A 21,226-nucleotide genomic window follows, 5' to 3' on the forward strand; every position below is an offset into this window, starting at 1 on the left:
GTCGGGGGCGGCGGCCCGGGGGGGGGGGGGGGGGGCGGCGGGCGGGAGTCGCAGCGCGGGGGGGGGGGGCCCGCCCCGCGGGGGCCCCCCGGGCGGGGGGTGGACGCCGGACGGACCCCCGACGCCCCCGCCGCCGCTGCCGCGCGCGTCCCGGACGAGGTGCCCGCCGCGGCGGAGCCCGTGTCCGCGCCCGGGCACGGCGTCCTCGCCCGGGTGCGGGGAATGGCCGGGGAACTCAAGGGGCGGATGGGGCTCGCGCTGCTGCTCGGGAGCCTGGCGCTCGGATCGGCCGTGGGGCTCATGGCCGTCTCCGGATGGCTCATCTCGCGGGCCTCGGAGCAGCCTCCCGTGCTGCACCTGATGGTCGCCGTGACCGCCACTCGCGCCTTCGGCATCGGGCGGGCCGTCTTCCGGTACGCCGAGCGGCTGGTCTCGCACGACGCCGTGCTGCGGATGCTCGCCGAACTCCGCGTCTCCGTCTACGCCCGGCTGGAGCGGATCGCCCCCGCGGGGCTGCGCCGCGCCCGCCGCGGCGATCTGCTCGCCCGGCTCGTCCACGACGTCGACGCCCTCCAGGACTACTGGCTGCGCTGGCTGCTCCCGGCCGGTGCCGCGCTCGTCGTGGGGCTCGGCGCGGTCGGCTTCACCGCCTGGCTGCTGCCCGAGGCCGGCGCCGTGCTCGCGGTGGGCCTGCTCGTGGCGGGCGTGCTCGTGCCGCCGCTGGGGGCCGCGCTGGCCCGCCGGGCCGAGCGGCGGCTCGCCCCGGCGCGCGGGGCGCTCGCGACCGCCGTCGCCGATCCGCTGCGCGGCTGCGCCGAACTGACCGTGGCCGGCGCCCTGCGGGACCGGCTCGACCGGGCGCGGGCCGCCGACCGCACCCTCACCGGGATCGCCTCCCGGCAGTCCGCCGCGGCCGCGCTCGGCGCCGGGCTCTCCGCCCTGGTGTGCGGTCTGACGGTGGTCGCCGCGGCCTTCGTCGGAGTGCAGGCGGTCCGGGACGGGCGGCTCGACGGGGTCGCCCTCGCGGTCGTCGTCCTCACCCCGCTCGCCGCGTTCGAGGCCGTGACCGGGCTGCCCCTGGCCGTCCAGTACCGACAGCGGGTCAGGCACAGCGCCGAGCGGGTCTTCGAGGTGCTGGACGCGCCCGTCCCCGTACACGAGCCGGCCGTGCCCGCCGCTCCCCCGGCCGGGCCGTTCCCGCTGGAACTCGCGGGCGTCGGGGCCCGGTACGCCGGGCAGGACCGGCCCGCGCTCGACGGCTTCGCGCTCACCCTGGACGCCGGCCGGCGGGTCGCCGTCGTCGGCGCCTCCGGCTCCGGCAAGACCACCCTCGCCCAGGTGCTGCTGCGGTTCCTGGACGTCGAGGCGGGCACGTACCGGATCGGCGGGGTGCCCGCGTGGGAGCTCGACGGCGACGACGTGCGCCGCTTCGTCGGGCTGTGCGCGCAGGACGCGCACCTCTTCGACAGCTCCCTGCGGGAGAACCTCCGGCTGGCCCGCACCGACGCGAGCGACGAGCAGCTGCGGGAGGCGCTGCGCCGGGCCCGGCTCCTCGACTGGGTGGACGGTCTGCCCGACGGGCTCGACACCCTCGTGGGCGAGCACGGCTCGAAGCTCTCCGGCGGTCAGCGGCAGCGGCTCGCGCTGGCCCGCGCCCTCCTCGCCGACTTCCCGGTCCTCGTCCTCGACGAGCCGGCCGAGCACCTGGACCTGGCCACCGCCGACGCGCTCACCGACGACCTGCTGCGCGCCACCGAGGGCCGCACCACCGTCCTCATCACCCACCGGCTGCGCGGACTCGACGCCGTCGACGAGGTGGTGGTCCTGGACGGCGGCCGGACCGTGCAGCGCGGACCGTACGCCCGGCTCGCCGCCGAGGACGGGCCGCTGCGGCGGATGCTGGAGCAGGAGCGGGCCGCCGACCTCCTCCTCGAAGGAGCCGGCGCGAGCGGCGCCGACCGTCCGACTTTTCTCTCCAAATAGGACTAACTAGGCTCGGGGCCATGACCGCCGCCACGCCCGATTCCCCGGACCCCCTGGTCGCCGCCACGGAGGCCACCCGCAGCCTCCAGGGTCTGTCCACGGAGCTGACCGCCCGCGTGCCGCAGCTGCTCGAAGCGATGCGGTCGGTCGGCACGGGCCTGGAGCTGCACACCACCCTCGACCGGATCTGCGAGACGGCCGCCGAGCTGGCCGGCGCCCGCTACGCGGCCATCGGGGTCGTCGACGAGGAGGGCAAGGGGCTCTCCGACTTCGTCACGTACGGCGTCGGCGACGACGTGGCCCGGCGTATCGGGCACCGCCCCGACGGGCACGCCGGGCTGCTCGGCGCGCTCATCCGCGAGCCGCGCACGATCCGGCTGGCCGACCTCTCCACCGACCCGCGGTCGGCCGGCTTCCCGCCCGGCCACCCGGTCATGCGGACCTTCCTCGGCGTCCCCATCCGCGTCCAGGGCGAGATCTTCGGCAACCTCTACCTCGCGGAGAAGCGGAGCGGCGAGGAATTCAACGACTACGACGAGCACATGGTCCGGGTCCTCGCCACCGAGGCCGGCATCGCCATCGGCAACGCCCGCCTGTACGAGGCCGCGCGCCAGCGCGAGCGGTGGATCGACGGCTCGGTCGCCGTCACCACCGCGCTGCTGTCCGGCGGCGACGCCGACGACGCCCTCGCCGTCGTCGCGGAACAGGCCCGGCGGCTCGCCGACGCGGACGCCGGGATCGTGCTGCTGCCGGCCGAGGAGGGCGGCCTGGAGATCGTCGCCGTCTCCTCGCCCCGCCCCACCAAGTCCCTCGGCGTGGTGATCCCGCCGGAGAGCCAGGTCGTGGAACTGCTCCTGGAGGGCGAGGCGGTCTTCGTCCAGGACGCCTCCACCGACCCGCGCATGATCAGCCGGCTGACCTCGCCGTACGGGCCGAGCATGCTGCTGCCGCTGCAGAGCGGCGGGCGGGTGCTGGGCGCGCTCGCGATGCCGCGCGCCCGGGGCGCCCGACCGTTCTCGGAGGCCGAGCGGACCCTCGCCACCCAGTTCGCCTCGCAGGCGGCGCTCGCGCTGATGATGGCCGAGGCGCAGCGCGACCGGGAGCGGCTGGCGGTCTTCGAGGACCGCGACCGGATCGCCCGCGACCTGCACGACCTGGTCATCCAGCGGCTCTTCGCCACCGGGATGATGCTGGAGAGCGCCCAGCGGAAGGCGGTCGTGCCGGCCGTCCAGGAGGGCGTCGGCAAGGCCGTGGACGAGCTGGACGTGACCATCCAGGAGATCCGTACGGCGATCTTCGCGCTCCAGCAGGGACCGGCGGAGGCGCCGTCGGGGCTGCGGACCCGGGTGCTGCGGGAGATCAACATGGCGGCGGTCCCGCTGGGCTTCAAGCCCGCGCACCGCTTCCTCGGCGCGATCGACGCCACCGTCGGCGAGCTGACCGGCAAGAACCTGATCGCCGCGCTGCGCGAGGCGCTCTCCAACGCCTTCCGGCACGCCGGGGCGGGTCGGATCGAGGTCGTCGTCGACGCGACCGTCACCCTGCCGGACGGTTCGCCGGGGGTACGGCTCACGGTCGCGGACGACGGCGTCGGGCTGCCGGAGGGCGGCCGGCGCAGCGGTCTGCGCAACCTCGCCCGCCGCGCCGAGTCCCTCGGCGGCGCGAGCTGGTGCGGCCCGGGCCTCGCCGAGGACGGCGGGGGGACGTCGGTGGTGTGGGAGGCACCGCTCTAGGGGCGCCTCCGAGGAAGCGCCGCTCCAGGGGGGGGCGCCTCCGAGGAAACGCCGTTCCAGGGGGCCTCCGAGGAAGCGCCGCTCTCTAGAGGGCGTTCCCCGCTCCCTGGGCCGCGAGCGCCTCGGCGACGAGCTGTTCGATGACGACGGCGACGCCGTCCTCGTTGTTGCCGACGGTACGGCCCGAGGCGGCGGCGATCACGTCTGCGTGCGCGTTGCCCATCGCGTACGAGCGGCCGGCCCAGCTCAGCATCTCGATGTCGTTCGGCATGTCGCCGAAGGCCGCGACCTCGTCCGCCGTGATGCCGCGCTGCGCGCAGCAGAGCTCCAGCGTCGACGCCTTGGAGACGCCGAGGGCGCTGATCTCGATGAGCGCGGTGGGGCTGGAGCGGGTGAAGGAGGCCAGGTCGCCGGCGGCCTCCCGGGCCGTCGCGAGGAAGACGTCGGGGTCGAGCTCCGGGTGCTGGGCGAGCAGCTTGAGCACCGGCGCCGCGGCGCCCGGCGTCTCCTCGTAGAGCAGCTTCTCGGCGGTGGCGACGCTGGCGCCGGGGTCGAGGAAGAAGGGCGGGTACTGCGGTTCGTAGTGGATCCCGGTGGTCAGCTCGACGGCGAAGCTGGTGCCGGGGGCGGCGGCCCGCAGGGTCCGTACGACGTCGAGCGCGGTGGGCCGGGGCAGCGGGCGGACCTCCAGGAAGGCGCCGCCCGCGTGCAGGTCCACGACGGCCGCGCCGTTGGCGCAGATGGCGAGGCCGTGGCCGTGGACGTGGTCGCTGACCACGTCCATCCAGCGGGCCGGGCGGCCGGTGACGAAGAAGACCTCGATCCCCGCCCGCTCGGCCGCGGCGAGGGCGGCGACGGTGCGCTCGGAGACGGACTTGTCGTCGCGCAGGAGGGTGCCGTCGAGGTCGGTGGCGATGAGCCGGACGGCGGGGCGGGCGGGGGCCGGGGAAGAGGGGCGGGGAGAGGTCACCTCCCCATGGTGCCGCACCGGACGCACGTGCGTGCGGGTCCCCGCACATTTGAGTGGCGGGGCCTCCTCGCCGGACGGGTCACGTGGTGAGCGCGCGGACGAGCGCGACGAGCACCGCCCGCTGGCCGGCCGGTGAGAGGTGCACCCCGTCGTCCGTGTGCAGGTCCGGGCCGGTCGTGGCCGGGCGGGTGGCCTCCCGGGTGTCGACGGCCGTGCCGGGGAGGGCGAGCACCAGCTCGGCGACGGCGTCGACGTCCTCGCGGGACCAGCCGATGCCGGCCCGCCGGAAGTGCGGATACGCCTCCGCCCGCGCGTGGTCCATCGCGCTCGGCGTGAGCCAGATCCAGCGCTCCGGATCGGTGATCCCGGAGTGCTCCCGCAGGGCGCGCAGGTTCCGCCCGGTCTCCGCCGGGCCGACCAGGAGGACGCCGTCCGGGTGCTCCGGGGTGCGGGCGAGCCGCTGGGCGTCGTTGGCGCCGAGCATGCACAGCACCCGGTCGGGGCGGAGGAAGCCGAGCTGGGGGAGGTGGGTGAGGGCCTGGGAGGTGGTGAGGCCGGAGACGGCGAGGTCGAAGAGGGTGACCGACGGGGGGAGGAGGTGGCGCAGGATCGCGCGCCAGGAGAGGCGGTCGGCGGTGGTGCTCTCGCCGAGGACGGCGATCCGCTCGCCGGGGCGGAACGGGAGGCGGGCGACGAGGGCGGCGAACTCCGGGTCGGCGAGGAGGTCGCCGGCGGTGTGCCGGGCCTCCTCGTCGAGGTCGTGGAGCAGGCCGCGGTAGGTGTCGGGGTCCAGGCCGAAGAGGCCGGCGAGGGTGGGTTCGGAGAGGTCGCCGAGGTAGCGGAGGTTCTTCTCGGGCTGCTGGAAGCGGACCAGCTTCGCGACCAGGGGCGGGACGCTCAGGGTCTCGGTCATGCGGGCTTCTCCTCGTGGAGGGCGCCGGCGCGGGCGCGGACGCGCGGGTCGGAACGGTGGCGCGGCAGCAGGAACCCGGCCGCGACCAGCCACAGCAGTCCGCCGAAGCGCGCGATCGGGAGCAGCGCGGCGGCGCCGTCGAACAGCAGGGTGAGGGTGGACAGTTCGGCGACGGCGGCGAGGACGAGGCCGCCGAGGGCGAGCCCGCGCGGCAGCAGTCCGGCGAGCAGTCCGGGGACGGCGACGCCGGCGACGAGCAGGCCGAGCGCCACCACGTGGCCGGGGCCGCCCGTCGCGAAGGCCAGCGACTGGAGGGCGCGGATCACGCCGACCTGGTCGAGCACCTCGGGGCGGGAGAGGGTCCAGCTCAGCAGGGCGGAGAGGCCGAGGAAGGCGGAGGCGAGCAGGCCGCCGGCGAGGGCGATGGTCGCGCCGGGGGCGCGGACGCCGAGCCGGTGCAGCCGGGCCGAGGCGGTGGCGGCGTAGATCGCGAGCGGTACGGAGGCCCCGAACTGGAGCGTCGCGCCGATCCGGACGGCGTCGGTGTGGTCGCGGAAGTACGCGGCGATCCCGGCGGTCGCGTCGGCGCCGCCGAAGGGCGAGGGGAAGGTGTCGCCGCCCGCGAGAAGGATGCTCGCGACGAGCGAGGCGACGAAGAGCGCGGTGAAGACGAGGGCGAGCGGTCCGAGCGGGGGCCCGCCCTGGGCCTCGTGGCGCTGAGCGGTCTGGTTCTGGACGGCCATGGTCGTTTCCGTTCCCATTGGGGAATGATTCACCTTGGAGAATCATTCTTTTCGAGTACGATAACCCCGTGAGCAGCCACGGGCAACAACCAGACGAAGAGCGCGGGCCGGACGCCGGGCGAGCCCCGTCCGGAGGGATTCCGGTGCCGCGCGGGGCCGCCTTCCTGCTCGCCCAGCTCGGGTCGCACGCGGCCGGACGGTTCGGCGAGCGCGTCGCCGGGCTGGGGCTCAACCCCCCGGACGTCGGCCTGCTGCGGATGATCGCGACCGAGCCGGGCCGCAGCCAGCGCTCGCTCGCCGCCGACCTGGGCGTGGTACCGAGCCGGGTCGTCGCCCTCATCGACGGCCTGGAGCGGAAGGGCCTGGTGGAGCGGCGGCGCAGCACCGAGGACCGCCGGAACTACGAGCTGTACGTCTCCGAGGCCGGCGGTCGCGCCCTCGCCGGGGTGCGCGAGGTGGCCGCCGCCCACGAGGACGACCTCCTGGCCGCGCTGGACGGGCCGGAGCGGGAGCTGCTCGCGGAACTCCTCGGCCGGGTCGCCGCGCAGCAGGGCCTCACCCCGGGCGTCCACCCCGGCTACCGCACGCTCGCGAAGCGGGCGGGGCGGGCGGGGCGGCGGGAGACGGCGAAGGACCTGCCGGATGCGGATGCGGATGCGGATGCGGATTCCTGACGGACCCGCTGGTCAGCCGGGTGGGAGGGGCCCGTGTGCGGAGGGGCCGCGGGGCGTTCCGACGTACGCTCGGGACATGAGCCTGCGCCTGAGCACCGTGATCCTGCCCGTCGACCGTTGGCACGAAGGGGGACGCGCCACCTGGCAGCGCGCCGAGGAACTCGGCTTCCACGCCGCGTACACCTACGACCACCTGTCCTGGCGCAGCTTCCGGGACGGCCCGTGGTTCGGCGCCCTGCCCACCCTCACCGCCGCCGCGGCCGCCACCGACCGGCTGCGCCTGGGGACCCTCGTCACCTCGCCCAACTTCCGCCACCCGGTGACGCTGGCCAAGGAGCTGATCTCGCTCGACGACGTCTCCGGGGGCCGGGTCACCCTCGGCATCGGCGCCGGCGGCGACGGCTTCGACGCCACCACGCTCGGCCAGGAGGCGTGGACGCCGAAGCAGCGGGCGGACCGCTTCGCCGAGTTCGTCCCGCTGCTCGACCGGCTGCTCACCGAGGACGTCGTGACGGAGCGCGGCACGTTCTACGCGGCCGACGGGGCCCGCAACATCCCCGGCTGCGTGCAGCGCCCCCGGCTGCCGTTCGCGGTGGCGGCGACCGGCCCGCGCGGCATGCGGCTCGCCGCCCGGCACGGGCAGGCGTGGGTGACCACCGGCGACCCCAAGCTGTACGAGACGGGCACGGCGGAGCAGTCCGTCGAGGCGCTGCGCGGCCAGATCGAGCGGCTCGGCAAGGCGTGCGCGGAGACCGGCCGGGACGTGGACGAGCTGGACAAGATCCTGCTCACCGGCTTCACGCCGGAGAAGAACTCGGTGCTCGACTCCCTGGAGCGGTTCGTGGACTTCGCCGGTGCCTACCGCGACCTCGGCTTCACCGAGATCGTCATCCACTGGCCGATCCAGAACTCGGTCTTCGCCGCCGACCGGGCCGTCTTCGAGACCATCGCCACGGAGGCCCTCGGCCGCCTCGGCTGAGCCCCTGCCCCTGCCCCTGCTCCGAAGGGTTCGAGCGGTCGGGTCAGCGGACGCGGCCGCTCAGCCACGGGGTGAGCGTCATCATCGGGATGAGTTCCTTGTAGGTCTCGCCGCCGGGCACGGGGACGATCAGCCACTGCCCGGGCGGGAAGAACCGTCCCTTCACATGCGCCAGGCCGGTGTGGATCGCCCGGACGAAGCCGGGGGCGGCGTCCCTCGGCACATCGGCGAACTCCACGCCGTCCACCGTGATCCGGGCGTCGTCCTCGGGGTAGAGCTGCACGGAGAGGCAGGGGGAGCCGCCGAGCTCGATGAACGCCTCGTGCGGCAGCGATCCGTCCGCGTCGAGCACCTCGAAGGCGCCGGCGGACGTGCGGCGGGAGGTCCGGTCCGCGCCGATGTCGTCGCTGACCGTCATCTCCAGGTGGAACTCCTCGGCCAGCGCGCGCACGGCGGTGACGGCGGCCTGGGTGCTGGGCAGGTGCGGAAGAGGCATGACCCGATCATGCCTCAGGGACGGGAGGGCGCCGGGGGTATCGCGCTCAGCCCGGGAAGCGGATGAACTCCGCCGGTACGGCCCCGGTCAGCCAGACCCCGTTGGCACTGACCCGGAACTCGTGGCCCGCCCGGTGCATCGCCCCGGCGTCCACGCTCAGCACCACCGGCCGGCCGCGTCTCGCCCCGACCCGGGTGGCCGTCTCGCGGTCGGGGGAGAGGTGCACGTCGTGGCGGGCCATGGGCCGCAGCCCCTCCGCCCGGATCGCGGGAAGCCGGTCGGCGACCGTACCGTGGTAGAGGTACGCGGGCGGTTCGGCGGCCGGCAGGTCCAGGTCGACGGTGATCGTGTGGCCCTGACTGGCCCGGATCCGGGTGCCCTCGACGGCGAACCGCTGCTTGTCGTTGGTGGCGACCACGTGGTCCAGCTCCGCGCGGGTGATCGGGAAGCCGTGCGCGGCCGTGGCGGCGAGCAGCGCGTCGATCTCGGTCCAGCCGTGCTCGTCCAGGGCCAGCCCGATCCGCTCGGGCTGATGCCGCAGATGCTTCGACAGGTACTTCGACACCTTCACCGTACGACGTTCGTCCATCGTTCTTTCCCCTCCAGGTTTGATCCACAACCAACGTGGGTTATCCACAGGCCAGTTGACGATTCTGTGGACAACTCCCCTGAGGAATCAAATGGTTTAGTGAACCGTGGGGGAATTAAGGCCATTTACCGCCAATGCGTCCAATGTCCTTTTGTTGACCTCGCGTTCGGTCGCCGCCGTCACGAACGTCGCGACCCCCTCCGCGCCAACCAGCGCCTGGACGGCCCGGATCGTGCCGGCCGGAATCTGGACCGGGCGCGGCTCGTCGTCCCGGACGGGCGGTGCCTCGGGAGACAGGTGGATCTGGAGGTGACGGGTCGCCAGGATCCGCATGGCTCTGGCCAGTTCGGCGTCGACGGTCTGCTGGGCGAGCGGTCGGAGGCGCCGCACCATCGTCGCCGCCTCGGCTGCGTCGGAGTCCGTCGGCGGCCGGTGCTCCAGATAGCGGGCGAAGACGTGCTCGGTGGTGAACTCCAGGAAACGGCCCGCTATGTGCTCGACCTGGTCCCGAAGTTCCCGCAGGTGCCCGGTGATTGCCGACAGCGGCACCCCTGCCGCGTGCAACTCCACGGCCACCGCCAGCTCTTGGGGGCTCGGGACCAGGTACTCCTCGGTGTCCCGGCCCGGGATCGGCTCCAGCACCCCGAGTTCGACCGCCTCCCGGACCGCCTCCTCGTCCGGGGTGCCGCCGAAGCGGGCGTCCAGCTCCGCGCGGGTGATCCGGGCCGCTTCCTCGTCCGTCCACGGCCCCTGGACCTCCGCGACGAGCCCGAGCACCCCGCCCAGCCCCCGGCCGGTGTCCCAGGCGTCGAGCAGCTCCTTGATCGACGCCAGCGTGTAGCCCCGGTCCAGCAGGTCGGCGATCTGGCGCAGCCGGGCCAGATGGCTGTCCCCGTACACGTTCGACCTGCCCCGGCGCTCCGGGCGGGGCAGCAGGCCGCGGTCCTGGTAGGCGCGGATGGTCCGGACCGTGGCCCCGCTGTGATGGGCGAGATCCTCGATCCGGTACTCCGGTCGCACTGCTGACTGCTCGGACAAAACCGCTCCCACCGACCGATCGCTCCACCCCGCACGGGGCCCCTCCTGCGAGGGATCGTACGGCCGTCCGCCCGCCCCGGCCCCCGGACGGAAGGCCGCACCCCCGGACGGAAGGCCCCGCCCCGGACGGCGACCCGCTCCGGACGGACGGCCGGGACCCGCTCCGGGGACGGGCCTGCCCTGCCGCTACGCCGGCGGCTGCCAGCGGGCCAGGGCCCGCAGGGCGCCCGGGGCCAGCCGGGAGAGGGCGTGGGCGCCCCGCGCCTCCGGGGTGACCGGCACGACCGCCCGGTCGTGCAGCACCGCCCCCAGGATCGCGTCCGCGACCTTCTCCGGCGGATAGTTGCGCAGCCCGTACAGCCGCGAGGCGTTCCGCTGCCGGCGCTTCTCCTCCGCCGCGTCCGTGACCCCGGCGAACCGGGCGGTGGCCGTGATGTTGGTGTTCACGATCCCCGGGCAGATCGCGCTCACCCCGATGGACTGCCCGGCCAGTTCGGCCCGCAGGCACTCGCTCAGCATCAGCACCGCCGCCTTCGAGGTGCTGTACGCCGGCAGCGCCCGCGAGGGCTGGAAGGCCGCCGCCGAGGCGGTGTTGACGATGTGGCCGCCCTGGCCGCGGGCGGCCATCTGCGCCCCGAATATCCGGCAACCGTGGATCACGCCCCACAGGTTGACGTCCAGGACCCGCTTCCACTCCTCGCTGGTGGTCTCGAAGAAGGAGCCGGTGAGCCCGATCCCCGCGTTGTTGACGAGGACGTCGACGATTCCGTAGTCGGCGGCCACCTTGGCGGCCAGCTTCTCCATCGCCTGCTCGTCGGCGACGTCCACCGTCTCGCCCCAGGCGTCCTGGGCGCCGATCAGCCGCGCCATCTCCGCCGTCCGGGCCGCGCCCTCGCCGTCCCGGTCCACCGCGACGACCCGGGCCCCGGCCTCCGCGAAGGCGAAGGCGGTGGCCCGTCCGATGCCGCTGGCGGCGCCGGTGACCAGCACCAGCTGCCCGCCGAACCGCTCCGCGTACTCCGGCCGCACCCCGCTCTTCGCCGTCGTCTCCGCCACCGGCCGCGGCGCCCGCGTCTCCGGCTCCTCGTGGGTGCGGACGAAGTCCGTGATCCACGCGGCCAGCTGGTCCGGCCGGGTGCGCGGCACCCAGTGCTTCGCCGGCAGGGTGCGCCGGGTCAGCTCCGGCACCCAGGCGGCCAGGTCGTCGTAGAGCCGCTCGGAGAGGAAGGCGTCCCCGGTCGGCGTGATCAGCTGCACGGGCACGTGCGCGAAGGCGTCGGGACGCGGCCGGGAGAGGCGCGCCCGGACGTTGTCCCGGTAGAGCCAGGCGCCGTGGGCCGCGTCGCTGGGCAGCGAGGGCGTCGGGTAGACGCCGGACGGGATCCCCTCCACCCGCTCCAGGAGCTTCGGCCACCGCTTGCCGAGCGGGCCGCGCCAGGCCAGCTCCGGCAGGACCGGGGTGTGCAGCATGTACACGTACCAGGACTTGGCGCCCTGCCCGAGGAGCTGCCCGACCCGGCGCGGGGTGGGGCGGGTCATCCGGCTCTTGATCCAGTGCCCGAAGTGGTCGAGCGAGGGGCCCGACATGGAGGTGAAGGAGGCGATCCGGCCCTCGGTGCGCTCCACGGTCGCGAACTCCCACGACTGCACCGAACCCCAGTCGTGCCCGACGAGGTGGACCGGTCGGTCCGGGCTGACCGCGTCGGCGACGGCCAGGAAGTCGTCGGTCAGCTTCTCCAGGGTGAAGCCGCCCCGCAGCGGCGCCGGCGCCGTCGAACGGCCGTGGCCCCGCACGTCGTACAGCACGACGTGGAACTCCTCGGCGAGCCGCGCCGCGACCTCGGACCAGACCTCCTTCGAGTCCGGGTAGCCGTGCACGAGCACCACCGTCGGCCGGTCGGGGTCGCCGAGCTCGGCGACGCACAGCTCGATCCCGCCCGTCCGGACCCAGCGCTCCCGCGCCCCCTCCAGTCCCGCGCCCGCCATCACACCGCTCCTTCGTTCCACCGCCGCACGTGCGGCAGGTCGTCGTCCAGCCAGAACGCGCTCTGCTCGGGGTCCCTGGAGTCGGTGACGACCAGGATCTCCTCGAACTTCGCGCCCGTCCCTCGGAATCCGAGGTGCGGCTCGACCGCCCAGAGGCCCGGAGTGGGCGGGTGGTCGGAGAACTTGTACGGGGACCAGAGCGGCGACCAGCCGTCCCGGTGGCCGTGCACGGCGTCGCTCAGCAGGCCCTTGAGGGACTGGGCGCCGAAGCCGAACAGGGTCGGGGCGAACCGCCGCTCCCGCACCCGGTCGATCTTGTGGGCGATCACGCCGAACGGATAGGCGCGGTGCCGGTTGGCGTACCCCTGGCGGACCATGAGCCGGTCCACGTCCTCGTATATCTCGCGCAGGCTGCGCCGCTCGCGCACCTCGCGCAGGATCAGCTCGCGGTGGTCGCGCAGATCGGCGAGGAGCTTGTCGTGCAGGGGGTTGAGCCCGAGGCAGCCGCTGTAGCCGATGTCCGCCGTGTACCCCTTGTAGACGGGCGCCATGTCGAGGATGAAGGGCATCCCCGCCTCGAGGCGCCGGTCGGTGGGGAAGAACTGCAGCGGGATCTTGAAGTCGACGAAGGCGGTGCGGTCGCCGAACCAGGCGAACGGGCGGTGGAACCAGTCCTTCACCCCGCGCTCGTACAGCCACTCCCGCTGCATCCGCGCCGCCTCGCGCTCGGTCACACCCGGCTTGAGCTGGGCCGCGACCGCTTCCGCGCAGGCGTAGGAGAGCTGCTGTACTTCCCTGAACCCCCGCAGTTCCGCGGTCAGTTCGCTTGCCACTGCTGAGGTCATGCCACCCGCCGTCCCGGTGTGAGCGTACGGTCGCACTACGCGTCCGTAACTTGACACCGATGAATGTGACAATGCCCGGCGGCTACGTCAAGGGGTGTGCACGAGGCCCTGTGGAAAACTCCGCCCCCGGGTCCGCGACGACTTTCGTCGAGACCTGCCTCAGGGTTCGTACGCCGGAAGTCGGAGAGGGTTCGATCCGTAGGGCTGACGACCGCTGTGGCTTTCGCCACTACCTTCGAACCGTGACTGTGATCGCCACCGAAAGCCTCAGCAAGCGGTTCCCCCGGGTGACCGCTCTCGACCGGCTCTCCCTGGACATCGGGCCCGGTGTGACCGGACTGGTGGGTGCCAACGGAGCCGGCAAGTCCACGATGATCAAGATCCTGCTCGGTCTCTCCCCCGCCACGGAGGGCCGCGCCGAGGTCCTGGGCCTCGACGTCTCGACGCGCGGCCCCGAGATCCGCGAGCGCGTCGGGTACATGCCCGAGCACGACTGCCTCCCGCCGGACGTCTCGGCCACCGAGTTCGTCGTCCACATGGCGCGGATGTCGGGGCTGCCGGCGACCGCCGCCCGCGAGCGGACGGCCGACACCCTGCGCCACGTCGGCCTGTACGAGGAGCGCTACCGCCCCATCGGCGGCTACTCGACCGGCATGAAGCAGCGGGTGAAGCTGGCCCAGGCCCTGGTCCACGACCCCAAGCTGGTCCTCCTCGACGAGCCGACCAACGGCCTCGACCCGGTCGGCCGGGACGAGATGCTCGGCCTCATCCGCCGCGTCTGGACCGACTTCGGCATCTCCGTGCTCGTCACCTCCCACCTCCTCGGCGAGCTGGAGCGGACCTGCGACCACGTCGTCGTCATCGACGGCGGAAAGCTGCTGCGGTCCAGCTCCACCAGCGACTTCACCCGCACCACCACGACCCTCGCGGTCGAGGTCACCGACTCGGACGCGCACCCGGACGGCACCGGCGCGCTCCGCGCCGCCCTCGCCGAGGCCGGCGTCACCCTCCACGAGGGCGTCGAGGAGGGCCTGCCCGGTGCCGGTCACATCCTGCTCCTGGAGGCCCCCGGCGAGGAGACGTACGACCTGGTGCGCGACACCGTCGCCGGCCTCGGCCTCGGCCTGGTCCGCATGGAGCAGCGCCGCCACCACATCGCCGAGGTCTTCCGTCCCGAGGCCGCCGCGCAGCACGAGGAGGTGAAGGCCCGATGAGCACCCCCGCCCCCGAGGCCGCCCCCGACACCACCCGGATCCACAACATCGGATACCGGTCCTACGACGGCCCCAGGCTCGGCCGCTCCTACGCCCGCCGCTCGCTCTTCTCGCAGTCCCTGCGCGGGGCGTACGGCCTGGGCCGCAGCGCCAAGTCGAAGGTGCTGCCGATGCTGCTCTTCGCCGTGATGTGCGCGCCCGCGCTGATCGTCACCGCGATCGCGGTGTACATGAAGAGCGAGAAGCACATCATGGAGTACACCCAGTACGCGGTCTTCCTCCAGCTCGTCATCGCCGTCTACCTGGCCTCCCAGGCCCCCCAGTCGGTCTCCCGCGACCTAAGGTTCCGGACGGTGCCGCTGTACTTCTCCCGCCCCATCGAGCGGGTCGACTACGTGCTCGCCAAGTACGGGGCGATGGCCTCGGCGCTCTTCGTCCTCACCGCCACCCCGCTGCTGATCATGTGGATCGGCTCGATGCTGGCCAAGATGGACTTCGCCGAGCAGGCCAAGCTGTTCGGCCAGGGCCTCGTCTCCGTCGCCGTCCTGTCGGTGCTCTTCGGCGGCATCGGCCTGGTCATGGCCGCGCTCACGCCGCGCCGCGGCTTCGGCGTCGCCGCCGTGATCGCCGTCCTCACCATCTCCTACGGCGCCGTCTCCACGCTCCAGGGCATCTCCTACGCCACCGAGAACACCGACGCCATCGCCTGGCTCGGCCTCTTCTCGCCCCTCACCCTCGTCATCGGCCTGCAGAACGCCTTCCTCGGCGCGCCCGCCTCCTTCCCCGGCGAGGTGCCGGTCGGGGCCGGGACCGGCGTGGTCTATCTCGTGGTGATCCTCGGTCTCATCGCCGGCTGCTACGGCATCCTGATGGCCCGCTACCGAAAGGTCGGACTGTGAGCGCCCTCCCGTCGCCCGCCACCACCCCTCTAAGGAATGGGCTGCGCCCATGAGCACCCTCCACATCGACCACGTCTCGCGCTGGTTCGGGAACGTCGTCGCGGTCAACGACGTCACGATGTCGATCGGCCCCGGCGTGACCGGCCTCCTCGGCCCCAACGGCGCCGGCAAGTCCACCCTCATCAACATGATGGGCGGCTTCCTCGACCCCTCCACGGGCAGCGTGACCCTCGACGGCGAGCCGGTCTGGCGCAACGAGTCCGTCTACCGCTCCATCGGCGTCGTCCCCGAGCGGGAGGCGATGTACGACTTCCTCACCGGCCGCGAGTTCGTGGTGGCCAACGCGGAGCTCCAGGGCCTCGGCGCCGCGGAGGCCCAGAAGGCCCTCGCGACCGTCGAGATGGAGTACGCGCAGGACCGGAAGATCGCCACGTACAGCAAGGGCATGCGGCAGCGCGTGAAGATGGCCTCGGCCCTCGTCCACGAGCCGTCGGTGCTGCTGCTCGACGAGCCCTTCAACGGCATGGACCCGCGCCAGCGGATGCAGCTCATGGAGCTGCTGCGGCGGATGGGCGCCGACGGGCGCACGGTGCTGTTCTCCTCGCACATCCTGGAGGAGGTCGAGCAGCTCGCCTCCCACATCGAGGTGATCGTCGCCGGCCGGCACGCCGCCTCCGGCGACTTCCGCCGGATCCGCCGCCTGATGACCGACCGGCCGCACCGCTACCTGGTCCGCTCCAGCGACGACCGGGCGCTCGCCGCCGCGCTGATCGCCGACCCGTCGACGGCCGGCATCGAGGTCGACGCGGTGGAGGGCGGACTGCGGATCCAGGCCGTCGACTTCGGACGGTTCACCGAACTGCTGCCGCAGGTCGCACGCGCGCGTGGGATCCGGCTGCTGACGGTCTCGCCCTCCGACGAGTCCCTCGAATCCGTCTTCTCGTATCTCGTCGCGGCCTGAAAGGAGCACGATCCCGATGTACGACCCCACCGTCGCCCGGCTCACCTACCGGGCCCTCCTCGGCCGCCGCCGGGCGGCGATCCTCTTCCTCCTGCCCGGACTGCTCCTGCTCATCGCCACGGCCGTCCGGATCATCAACGGCGCGGACGACCAGGTCGCGGCCGACCTCCTCGGCGGCTTCGCGCTCGCCACGATGGTGCCGCTGATCGGCGTCATCGCCGGCACGGGCGCGATCGGCCCGGAGATCGACGACGGCTCCATCGTCTACCTGCTCTCCAAGCCGGTGAAGCGGCCGACGATCATCACCACCAAGCTGATCGTGGCCATCGCCGTGACCATGGCCTTCTCGGCCGTGCCCACGCTGATCGCCGGCTTCATCCTGAACGGCAACGGACAGCAGGTCGCCGTGGCCTACACGGTCGCCGCGCTGGTCGCGTCCATCGCCTACAGCGCGCTCTTCCTGCTGCTCGGCACGATCAGCCGGCACGCCGTGGTGATCGGCCTGGTCTACGCCCTGGTCTGGGAGGCCCTGTTCGGCTCCCTGATCGCAGGCGCCCGCACCCTCAGCGTCCAGCAGTGGGCGCTCGCCCTCGCCGAGAAGGTCACCGGCGAGGGGCTGATCAGCTCCGACGTGGCCCTGCCGACGGCGTCGGTGCTCCTGATCGCCGTCACCCTCGGCGCCACCTGGTTCGCCGGGCACAAGCTGCGCACGCTGACGCTGGCCGGCGAGGAGTAGGCCGGCCCCGGACGGAGCGTCAGACGGTACGGTCGCGGGCGGCGAGCAGGCCGACGCCCGCGGCCGCCGCGCAGACACCGAGCACCAGCGAGATCGGCAGCGTCCACGAGCCGGTGGCCTGGTGCAGGGCACCCGCCGCCAGCGGACCGACGGCGGCCATCAGATAGCCGACGGTCTGGGCCATCCCGGACAGCCGGGCGGCCGTCGGAGCGTCCTTGGTCCGCAGCACGATCAGGGTCAGCGCGAGCCCCAGGGCCCCGCCCTGACCGACGCCGAGGACCGCCGACCACAGCCAGGCGCCCTCGGCCGGGGCGACGAGCAGCCCCGCGTAACCGGCCGCGACCAGCGTCGTCACCAGCACCACCAGCGGGCGCTGGCTGCGCCTGCGGCCCGCGAGCAGCGGCACCGCGAAGGCCCCGGCGACCTGGATCAGGTTGTTGAACGCGAAGACCACACCCGCCTCGGAGCGGCTCATCCCGTGGTCGGTGAAGATCGTCGGCATCCAGGCGATCAGCACGTACGACCAGAGCGACTGCAGGCCCATGAAGAGGGTCACCTGCCAGGCGAGCGCCGAGCGCCAGACCCGCACCGGGGCGGCGCCGGCGGCCGGTACGGCCCGTACCTCGTGACCGGTACGGCCCCGGGCGATCAGCACCTGCGGCAGCCAGGCCACCGCCGCCACCACGGCGAGCAGCGACCAGGAGCCGAGCGAGCCCTGCCAGCCCCCGCCGAGCGCCTCCTCCAGGGGGACGGCCGCGGCGGCGGCGACCGTCGCGCCCGCGACCATCGCGCCCGTGTAGACGGAGGTCATGGTGGCGGCCCGGTCCGGGAAGTCCCGCTTGATCAGACCCGGCATCAGCACGTTGAGCAGGGCGATCGCGGTGCCGACGAGGACCCCGCCGCCGTACAGCGCCGTCACCGACGGCAGCAGCCGCAGCAGGATGCCGCCGGCCAGCAGCAGCAGCGCGGCGAGCACGGTCCGCTCGGCGCCGAACCGGCGGCCCAGCCAGGGCGCGACCAGCGCGCCGAGGCCCAGGAAGAGCACCGGGATCGAGGTGATGAGCGATCCCGCGGTCGAGGAGAGGCCGAAGGCCCCGGCTATCTCGCCGACCAGCGGCGCCACGCTCGCCAGCGCGACCCGCATGTTGAGCGAGGCGAGCACGATCCCGGCCGGCAGCAGCACCGGATGGGCGAGCAGCGCCCGCCGCGCGGCGGTCCCGGCGGCCGAGGGGCGTACGTCGGCCTCGGCGTCGACCAGCACGCGCGCGGGGCCCGTCTCCGTCCCCCTCACGCGCCCGCCTCCCGGCTCTCGTCCAGCAGCGCCGCCACCGTCTCCGCCGGGACCCGCAGCAGTTCACGGGCCTGGCGTTCGGCGCCGTCCGGGTCGCCGGCCTCGACGGCGGCGACCAGGGCCTCGTGGAGGTCGATGTCGACCGGCGGCATCGCGCGGTCGCCGAGCGCCTCGACCAGGACCTCGTGGACCTGCGCGGAGAAGAAGCGGTAGACCTCGATGAAGGCCGCGTTGTGGGTGGCGGCGACCACCGCGAGGTGGAAGGCGAGGTCCGCGTCGGCGTCCCGGTCGCCCTCCTCGCGCAGGGTGGTCAGGGCGGCCCGCAGCCGCAGCAGGTCGTGGGTGTCCCGCCGCTCCGCCGCGAGCCGGGCCGCCTCCGCCTCCAGGGCGGTCCGCAGCTCCAGGACGTCGCGGGCGCCCGCGTGCCGGACCCCGCGCAGCACGGCGGCCGGGTCGGCGGTGGAGCGGACGAAGGTGCCGTTGCCCTGCCGGGACTCCAGGAGCCCGGCGTGGACGAGGACCCGGATCGCCTCGCGGACGGTGTTGCGGCCGACGCCCAGCTGCTGGGCGAGCTCGTGCTCGGTCGGGATGCGGTCGCCGACGGCCCACTCGCCCTCGGCGAGCTGGGCCCGCAGCTGCTCCACCGCGGAGTCCACCAGCGAGGTGCGTCCCGCCGCTCTCAGTGCCGCCATTCCGTCCCGTCCCTCCATACCCGATTCGCCCGGTTGCCCAGTCATCCTACAAGTCATCCACAGGCGTGCTCACGGTCACCGGGGCACCGACCGGCGACCGGACTACTGTGGGCTCGTACGTGCACCGAACACCCTCATCACCTTCGGGAGTCAGTCATGTCAGACCGCTTCGACGTCGTCGTACTCGGAGCTGGCCCCGGCGGCTACGTCGCCGCCATCCGCGCCGCCCAGCTGGGCAAGCGGGTCGCGGTCGTCGAGGAGAAGTACTGGGGCGGTGTCTGCCTGAACGTCGGCTGCATCCCCACCAAGGCGCTGCTCCGCAACGCCGAACTGGCGCACATCTTCAACCACGAGGCGAAGACCTTCGGCATCAAGGTCGACGGCACGGTGACCTTCGACTACGGCGACGCCTACCGCCGCAGCCGCACCGTCGCGGACGGCCGGGTCAAGGGCGTCCACTTCCTGATGAAGAAGAACGGCATCACGGAGTTCGACGGCCGGGGCACGTTCGTCGACGCCAACACCCTGCAGGTCGCGAAGGCCGACGGCACGACGCAGACGATCACCTTCGACCACTGCATCATCGCCACCGGCGCCTCCCCGCGCCTGCTGCCCGGCACCGCGCTCAGCGACCGCGTCGTCTCCTACGAGCAGCAGATCCTGGCCGAGGACGCCCCGAAGTCGATCGTCATCGCGGGCGCCGGCGCGATCGGTATCGAGTTCGCGTACGTGCTGAACAACTACGGCACCAAGGTCACCATCGTCGAGTTCCTCGACCGGATGGCCCCGCTGGAGGACGAGGAGGTGTCGAAGGAGCTGGCGAAGCAGTACCGCAAGCTCGGCATCGACGTCCTCACCTCGACCCGCGTCGACGCGATCGACGAGTCCGGCCCGCAGGTCCGCGTCACGGTCACCGGCAAGGACGGCTCGCAGAAGGTCCTGGAGGCCGACAAGGTCCTGCAGGCCATCGGCTTCGCGCCGAACGTCTCCGGCTACGGCCTGGAGAACACTGGCGTCGCCCTCACCGAGCGCGGCGCGATCGACGTCGACGGCCGCTGCCGCACCTCGGTGCCGAACATCTTCGCCATCGGCGACGTCACCGCGAAGCTGATGCTCGCGCACACCGCCGAGGCCATGGGCGTCATCGCCGCCGAGACCATCGCGGACGCCGAGACGATGGAGCTCGACTACGCGATGATCCCGCGCGCCACCTACTGCCAGCCGCAGATCGCGAGCTTCGGCTACACCGAGGCGCAGGCCCGCGAGAAGGGCTACGACGTCAAGGTCGCCAAGTTCCCCTTCATGGCGAACGGCAAGGCGCACGGCCTCGGCGACTCGACCGGCTTCGTCAAGATCGTCGCCGACGCCAAGTACGGCGAGATCATCGGCGCCCACCTGATCGGCCCGGACGTCACCGAGCTGCTCCCCGAGCTGACGCTGGCCCAGCAGTGGGACCTCACCGTCCACGAGGTCGCGCGGAACGTGCACGCCCACCCGACCCTGGGCGAGGCCGTCAAGGAAGCCGTCCACGGCATCGCCGGCCACATGATCAACTTCTGAGTCCCGCCTGGCCTCATAGGCCGACCGCGGTCCCAGGTGATAGGCACTGAGAAGTGCCGAGCGAAACCTTCCCGGGTGGCGAACCGTCCCGACCGATCAGGTCGTGGGTGCGTTCGTCACCCGGTACGCATCTCTGGCTCGCGGTCATCGCGGTCACCAGCCTCACCCTCGCGCTGTCCCCGGCGGGACTGGACACGTACTTCCTCCACCGGAACAGCAGCAACCTCCACCAGCTCGCCCACCACCCGGTCCGCGCCCTGCTCGGCAGCGCGTTCTGGATCGAGGACCCGGCGGACCTGCTGCTGTACGCGGTGCTCTTCGAGGTCCTGCACGCCCCCGTGGAGCGCTGGCTGGGCACGGCCAGATGGCTGTTCACCGTCGCCACCGCGCACATCGCGGCGACCCTCGTCAGCCAGCAGGTCGTCCTCCTGGCGATCCGCGACCACGACGTGCCCCGCAGCATGGCGCACGTCGTCGACATCGGCGTCAGCTACGGCCTCGCCGCCTCCGCCGGAATCCTCACCTACCGGATCACCCGGCGCTGGCGCCCGCTCTACCTGGCGGCGGCGGTGGCCTTCTTCCTCGTACCGCTGCTCGCCGACCGCACGTACACCGACCTCGGGCACGCCCTCTCGCTGGCGGTCGGCCTGGCCTGCTACCCGCTCACCCGCCGTCCGGCGCACGAAAAACCGGTCGCACCCGAACAGGGGCCCGGCGCACACTAGTTGTGCGGGGGACACGGGGGATCCCCCGGTGGCGGCCGCTTCGAGCGCGCGGATCTCCGGATCCGCGCGGGCCGCGACCGACGAAGGCCCGCTCCCCTCGGGGGGCGGGCCGTCGCACCGGAACCACCGGTCGGCGCAGGCCGCCAGCAGACGCGCCCGGGCGGGCGCGGTGGCGGGCCCCCGCGTAGAGGGGGGCACC

The 21,226-nt window shown here is 73.4% G+C and carries 20 protein-coding genes; 10 read left to right on the forward strand and 10 right to left on the reverse strand.

Annotated features, from left to right (window positions below; genetic code table 11):
- Both cydC and ACFW1I_RS03455 read left to right on the forward strand, forming a co-directional pair.
- Positions 1 to 1,983, forward strand: a 1,983-nt coding sequence (gene cydC, locus ACFW1I_RS03450) for a thiol reductant ABC exporter subunit CydC (RefSeq protein WP_384665611.1), incomplete at its 5' end; no start/stop codon positions are given.
- A gap of 20 nt (positions 1,984 to 2,003) precedes the next feature.
- Positions 2,004 to 3,716 (forward strand): GAF domain-containing sensor histidine kinase, encoded by a 1,713-nt coding sequence (locus tag ACFW1I_RS03455; protein ID WP_384665613.1) that lies wholly within the window; start codon positions 2,004 to 2,006, stop codon positions 3,714 to 3,716.
- An 85-nt stretch (positions 3,717 to 3,801) separates the two neighbouring features.
- Here the strand turns inward: ACFW1I_RS03455 and ACFW1I_RS03460 are convergent, their stop codons facing one another.
- The 3 genes from ACFW1I_RS03460 to ACFW1I_RS03470 all read right to left on the reverse strand — a co-directional run bounded on the left by ACFW1I_RS03460 (position 3,802) and on the right by ACFW1I_RS03470 (position 6,360).
- Positions 3,802 to 4,686: a Cof-type HAD-IIB family hydrolase gene (locus tag ACFW1I_RS03460; protein WP_384665615.1), complete on the reverse strand. Its 885-nt coding sequence runs from the start codon at positions 4,684 to 4,686 to the stop codon at positions 3,802 to 3,804.
- Between the two features lie 79 nt (positions 4,687 to 4,765).
- Positions 4,766 to 5,599, reverse strand: coding sequence for an SGNH/GDSL hydrolase family protein (locus ACFW1I_RS03465; RefSeq protein WP_384665617.1), 834 nt, complete (start codon positions 5,597 to 5,599; stop codon positions 4,766 to 4,768).
- On the reverse strand, positions 5,596 to 6,360 hold the full coding sequence (locus tag ACFW1I_RS03470) for a hypothetical protein (RefSeq protein WP_384665619.1): 765 nt from the start codon (positions 6,358 to 6,360) through the stop codon (positions 5,596 to 5,598). The genes ACFW1I_RS03465 and ACFW1I_RS03470 overlap by 4 nt, the downstream gene beginning before the upstream one ends.
- Positions 6,361 to 6,485: 125 nt before the next feature.
- On the opposite strand from ACFW1I_RS03470, the gene ACFW1I_RS03475 reads away from it, so the two are divergent.
- Positions 6,486 to 7,016 carry a MarR family winged helix-turn-helix transcriptional regulator gene (locus tag ACFW1I_RS03475; RefSeq protein ID WP_384665621.1) on the forward strand — a complete coding sequence of 177 codons (531 nt, stop codon included), beginning with the start codon at positions 6,486 to 6,488 and terminating at the stop codon, positions 7,014 to 7,016.
- A gap of 76 nt (positions 7,017 to 7,092) precedes the next feature.
- Positions 7,093 to 7,995 carry an LLM class flavin-dependent oxidoreductase gene (locus ACFW1I_RS03480; protein WP_384665623.1) on the forward strand — a complete coding sequence of 301 codons (903 nt, stop codon included), beginning with the start codon at positions 7,093 to 7,095 and terminating at the stop codon, positions 7,993 to 7,995.
- A 43-nt stretch (positions 7,996 to 8,038) separates the two neighbouring features.
- On the opposite strand, the gene ACFW1I_RS03485 is transcribed toward ACFW1I_RS03480, so the two are convergent.
- From ACFW1I_RS03485 to ACFW1I_RS03505, 5 genes are all read right to left on the reverse strand, one after another.
- Positions 8,039 to 8,491 carry a hypothetical protein gene (locus ACFW1I_RS03485; protein ID WP_384665625.1) on the reverse strand — a complete coding sequence of 151 codons (453 nt, stop codon included), beginning with the start codon at positions 8,489 to 8,491 and terminating at the stop codon, positions 8,039 to 8,041.
- A gap of 46 nt (positions 8,492 to 8,537) precedes the next feature.
- Positions 8,538 to 9,080 (reverse strand): RNA 2'-phosphotransferase, encoded by a 543-nt coding sequence (locus ACFW1I_RS03490; RefSeq protein WP_384665627.1) that lies wholly within the window; start codon positions 9,078 to 9,080, stop codon positions 8,538 to 8,540.
- A gap of 96 nt (positions 9,081 to 9,176) precedes the next feature.
- Positions 9,177 to 10,100 carry a MerR family transcriptional regulator gene (locus ACFW1I_RS03495; RefSeq protein WP_384665629.1) on the reverse strand — a complete coding sequence of 308 codons (924 nt, stop codon included), beginning with the start codon at positions 10,098 to 10,100 and terminating at the stop codon, positions 9,177 to 9,179.
- A 204-nt stretch (positions 10,101 to 10,304) separates the two neighbouring features.
- Positions 10,305 to 12,104, reverse strand: a complete 1,800-nt coding sequence (locus ACFW1I_RS03500) for an SDR family oxidoreductase (RefSeq protein ID WP_384665630.1) — start codon at positions 12,102 to 12,104, stop codon at positions 10,305 to 10,307.
- Positions 12,104 to 12,949, reverse strand: a complete 846-nt coding sequence (locus ACFW1I_RS03505) for a M24 family metallopeptidase (RefSeq protein ID WP_319011581.1) — start codon at positions 12,947 to 12,949, stop codon at positions 12,104 to 12,106. Before ACFW1I_RS03505 ends, ACFW1I_RS03500 begins: the two co-directional genes overlap by 1 nt.
- A 248-nt stretch (positions 12,950 to 13,197) precedes the next feature.
- Here ACFW1I_RS03505 and ACFW1I_RS03510 point away from each other — a divergent pair, with 248 nt between their 5' ends.
- Genes ACFW1I_RS03510 through ACFW1I_RS03525 form a run of 4 tightly spaced genes read left to right on the forward strand, consistent with a single transcriptional unit; the run spans position 13,198 to position 16,759 of the window.
- The gene (locus ACFW1I_RS03510) at positions 13,198 to 14,163 is read left to right on the forward strand and encodes an ABC transporter ATP-binding protein (RefSeq protein WP_384665674.1); all 966 of its coding nucleotides are present in this window, start codon (positions 13,198 to 13,200) and stop codon (positions 14,161 to 14,163) included.
- The gene (locus tag ACFW1I_RS03515) at positions 14,160 to 15,062 is read left to right on the forward strand and encodes an ABC transporter permease (RefSeq protein WP_384665633.1); all 903 of its coding nucleotides are present in this window, start codon (positions 14,160 to 14,162) and stop codon (positions 15,060 to 15,062) included. Before ACFW1I_RS03510 ends, ACFW1I_RS03515 begins: the two co-directional genes overlap by 4 nt.
- A gap of 49 nt (positions 15,063 to 15,111) precedes the next feature.
- Positions 15,112 to 16,023 carry an ABC transporter ATP-binding protein gene (locus ACFW1I_RS03520; protein WP_384665635.1) on the forward strand — a complete coding sequence of 304 codons (912 nt, stop codon included), beginning with the start codon at positions 15,112 to 15,114 and terminating at the stop codon, positions 16,021 to 16,023.
- Positions 16,024 to 16,039: 16 nt separating this feature from the next.
- The gene (locus ACFW1I_RS03525) at positions 16,040 to 16,759 is read left to right on the forward strand and encodes an ABC transporter permease (protein ID WP_384665637.1); all 720 of its coding nucleotides are present in this window, start codon (positions 16,040 to 16,042) and stop codon (positions 16,757 to 16,759) included.
- 19 nt (positions 16,760 to 16,778) lie between these two features.
- Here the strand turns inward: ACFW1I_RS03525 and ACFW1I_RS03530 are convergent, their stop codons facing one another.
- Positions 16,779 to 18,050, reverse strand: coding sequence for a CynX/NimT family MFS transporter (locus tag ACFW1I_RS03530; protein ID WP_384665639.1), 1,272 nt, complete (start codon positions 18,048 to 18,050; stop codon positions 16,779 to 16,781).
- Positions 18,047 to 18,742 (reverse strand): FadR/GntR family transcriptional regulator, encoded by a 696-nt coding sequence (locus ACFW1I_RS03535; RefSeq protein ID WP_384665641.1) that lies wholly within the window; start codon positions 18,740 to 18,742, stop codon positions 18,047 to 18,049. Before ACFW1I_RS03535 ends, ACFW1I_RS03530 begins: the two co-directional genes overlap by 4 nt.
- Before the next feature lie 156 nt (positions 18,743 to 18,898).
- Here ACFW1I_RS03535 and lpdA point away from each other — a divergent pair, with 156 nt between their 5' ends.
- Together lpdA and ACFW1I_RS03545 are read left to right on the forward strand one after the other, a co-directional pair.
- On the forward strand, positions 18,899 to 20,302 hold the full coding sequence (gene lpdA, locus ACFW1I_RS03540) for a dihydrolipoyl dehydrogenase (RefSeq protein ID WP_384665643.1): 1,404 nt from the start codon (positions 18,899 to 18,901) through the stop codon (positions 20,300 to 20,302).
- Positions 20,303 to 20,409: 107 nt separating this feature from the next.
- Complete coding sequence (locus ACFW1I_RS03545; protein ID WP_384665645.1) at positions 20,410 to 21,027, forward strand: rhomboid-like protein; 618 nt, start codon at positions 20,410 to 20,412, stop codon at positions 21,025 to 21,027.
- Positions 21,028 to 21,226 lie beyond the last annotated feature (199 nt).

It is taken from the genome of Streptomyces sp. NPDC058955, from assembly GCF_042741435.1.
Taxonomy (GTDB): domain Bacteria; phylum Actinomycetota; class Actinomycetes; order Streptomycetales; family Streptomycetaceae; genus Streptomyces.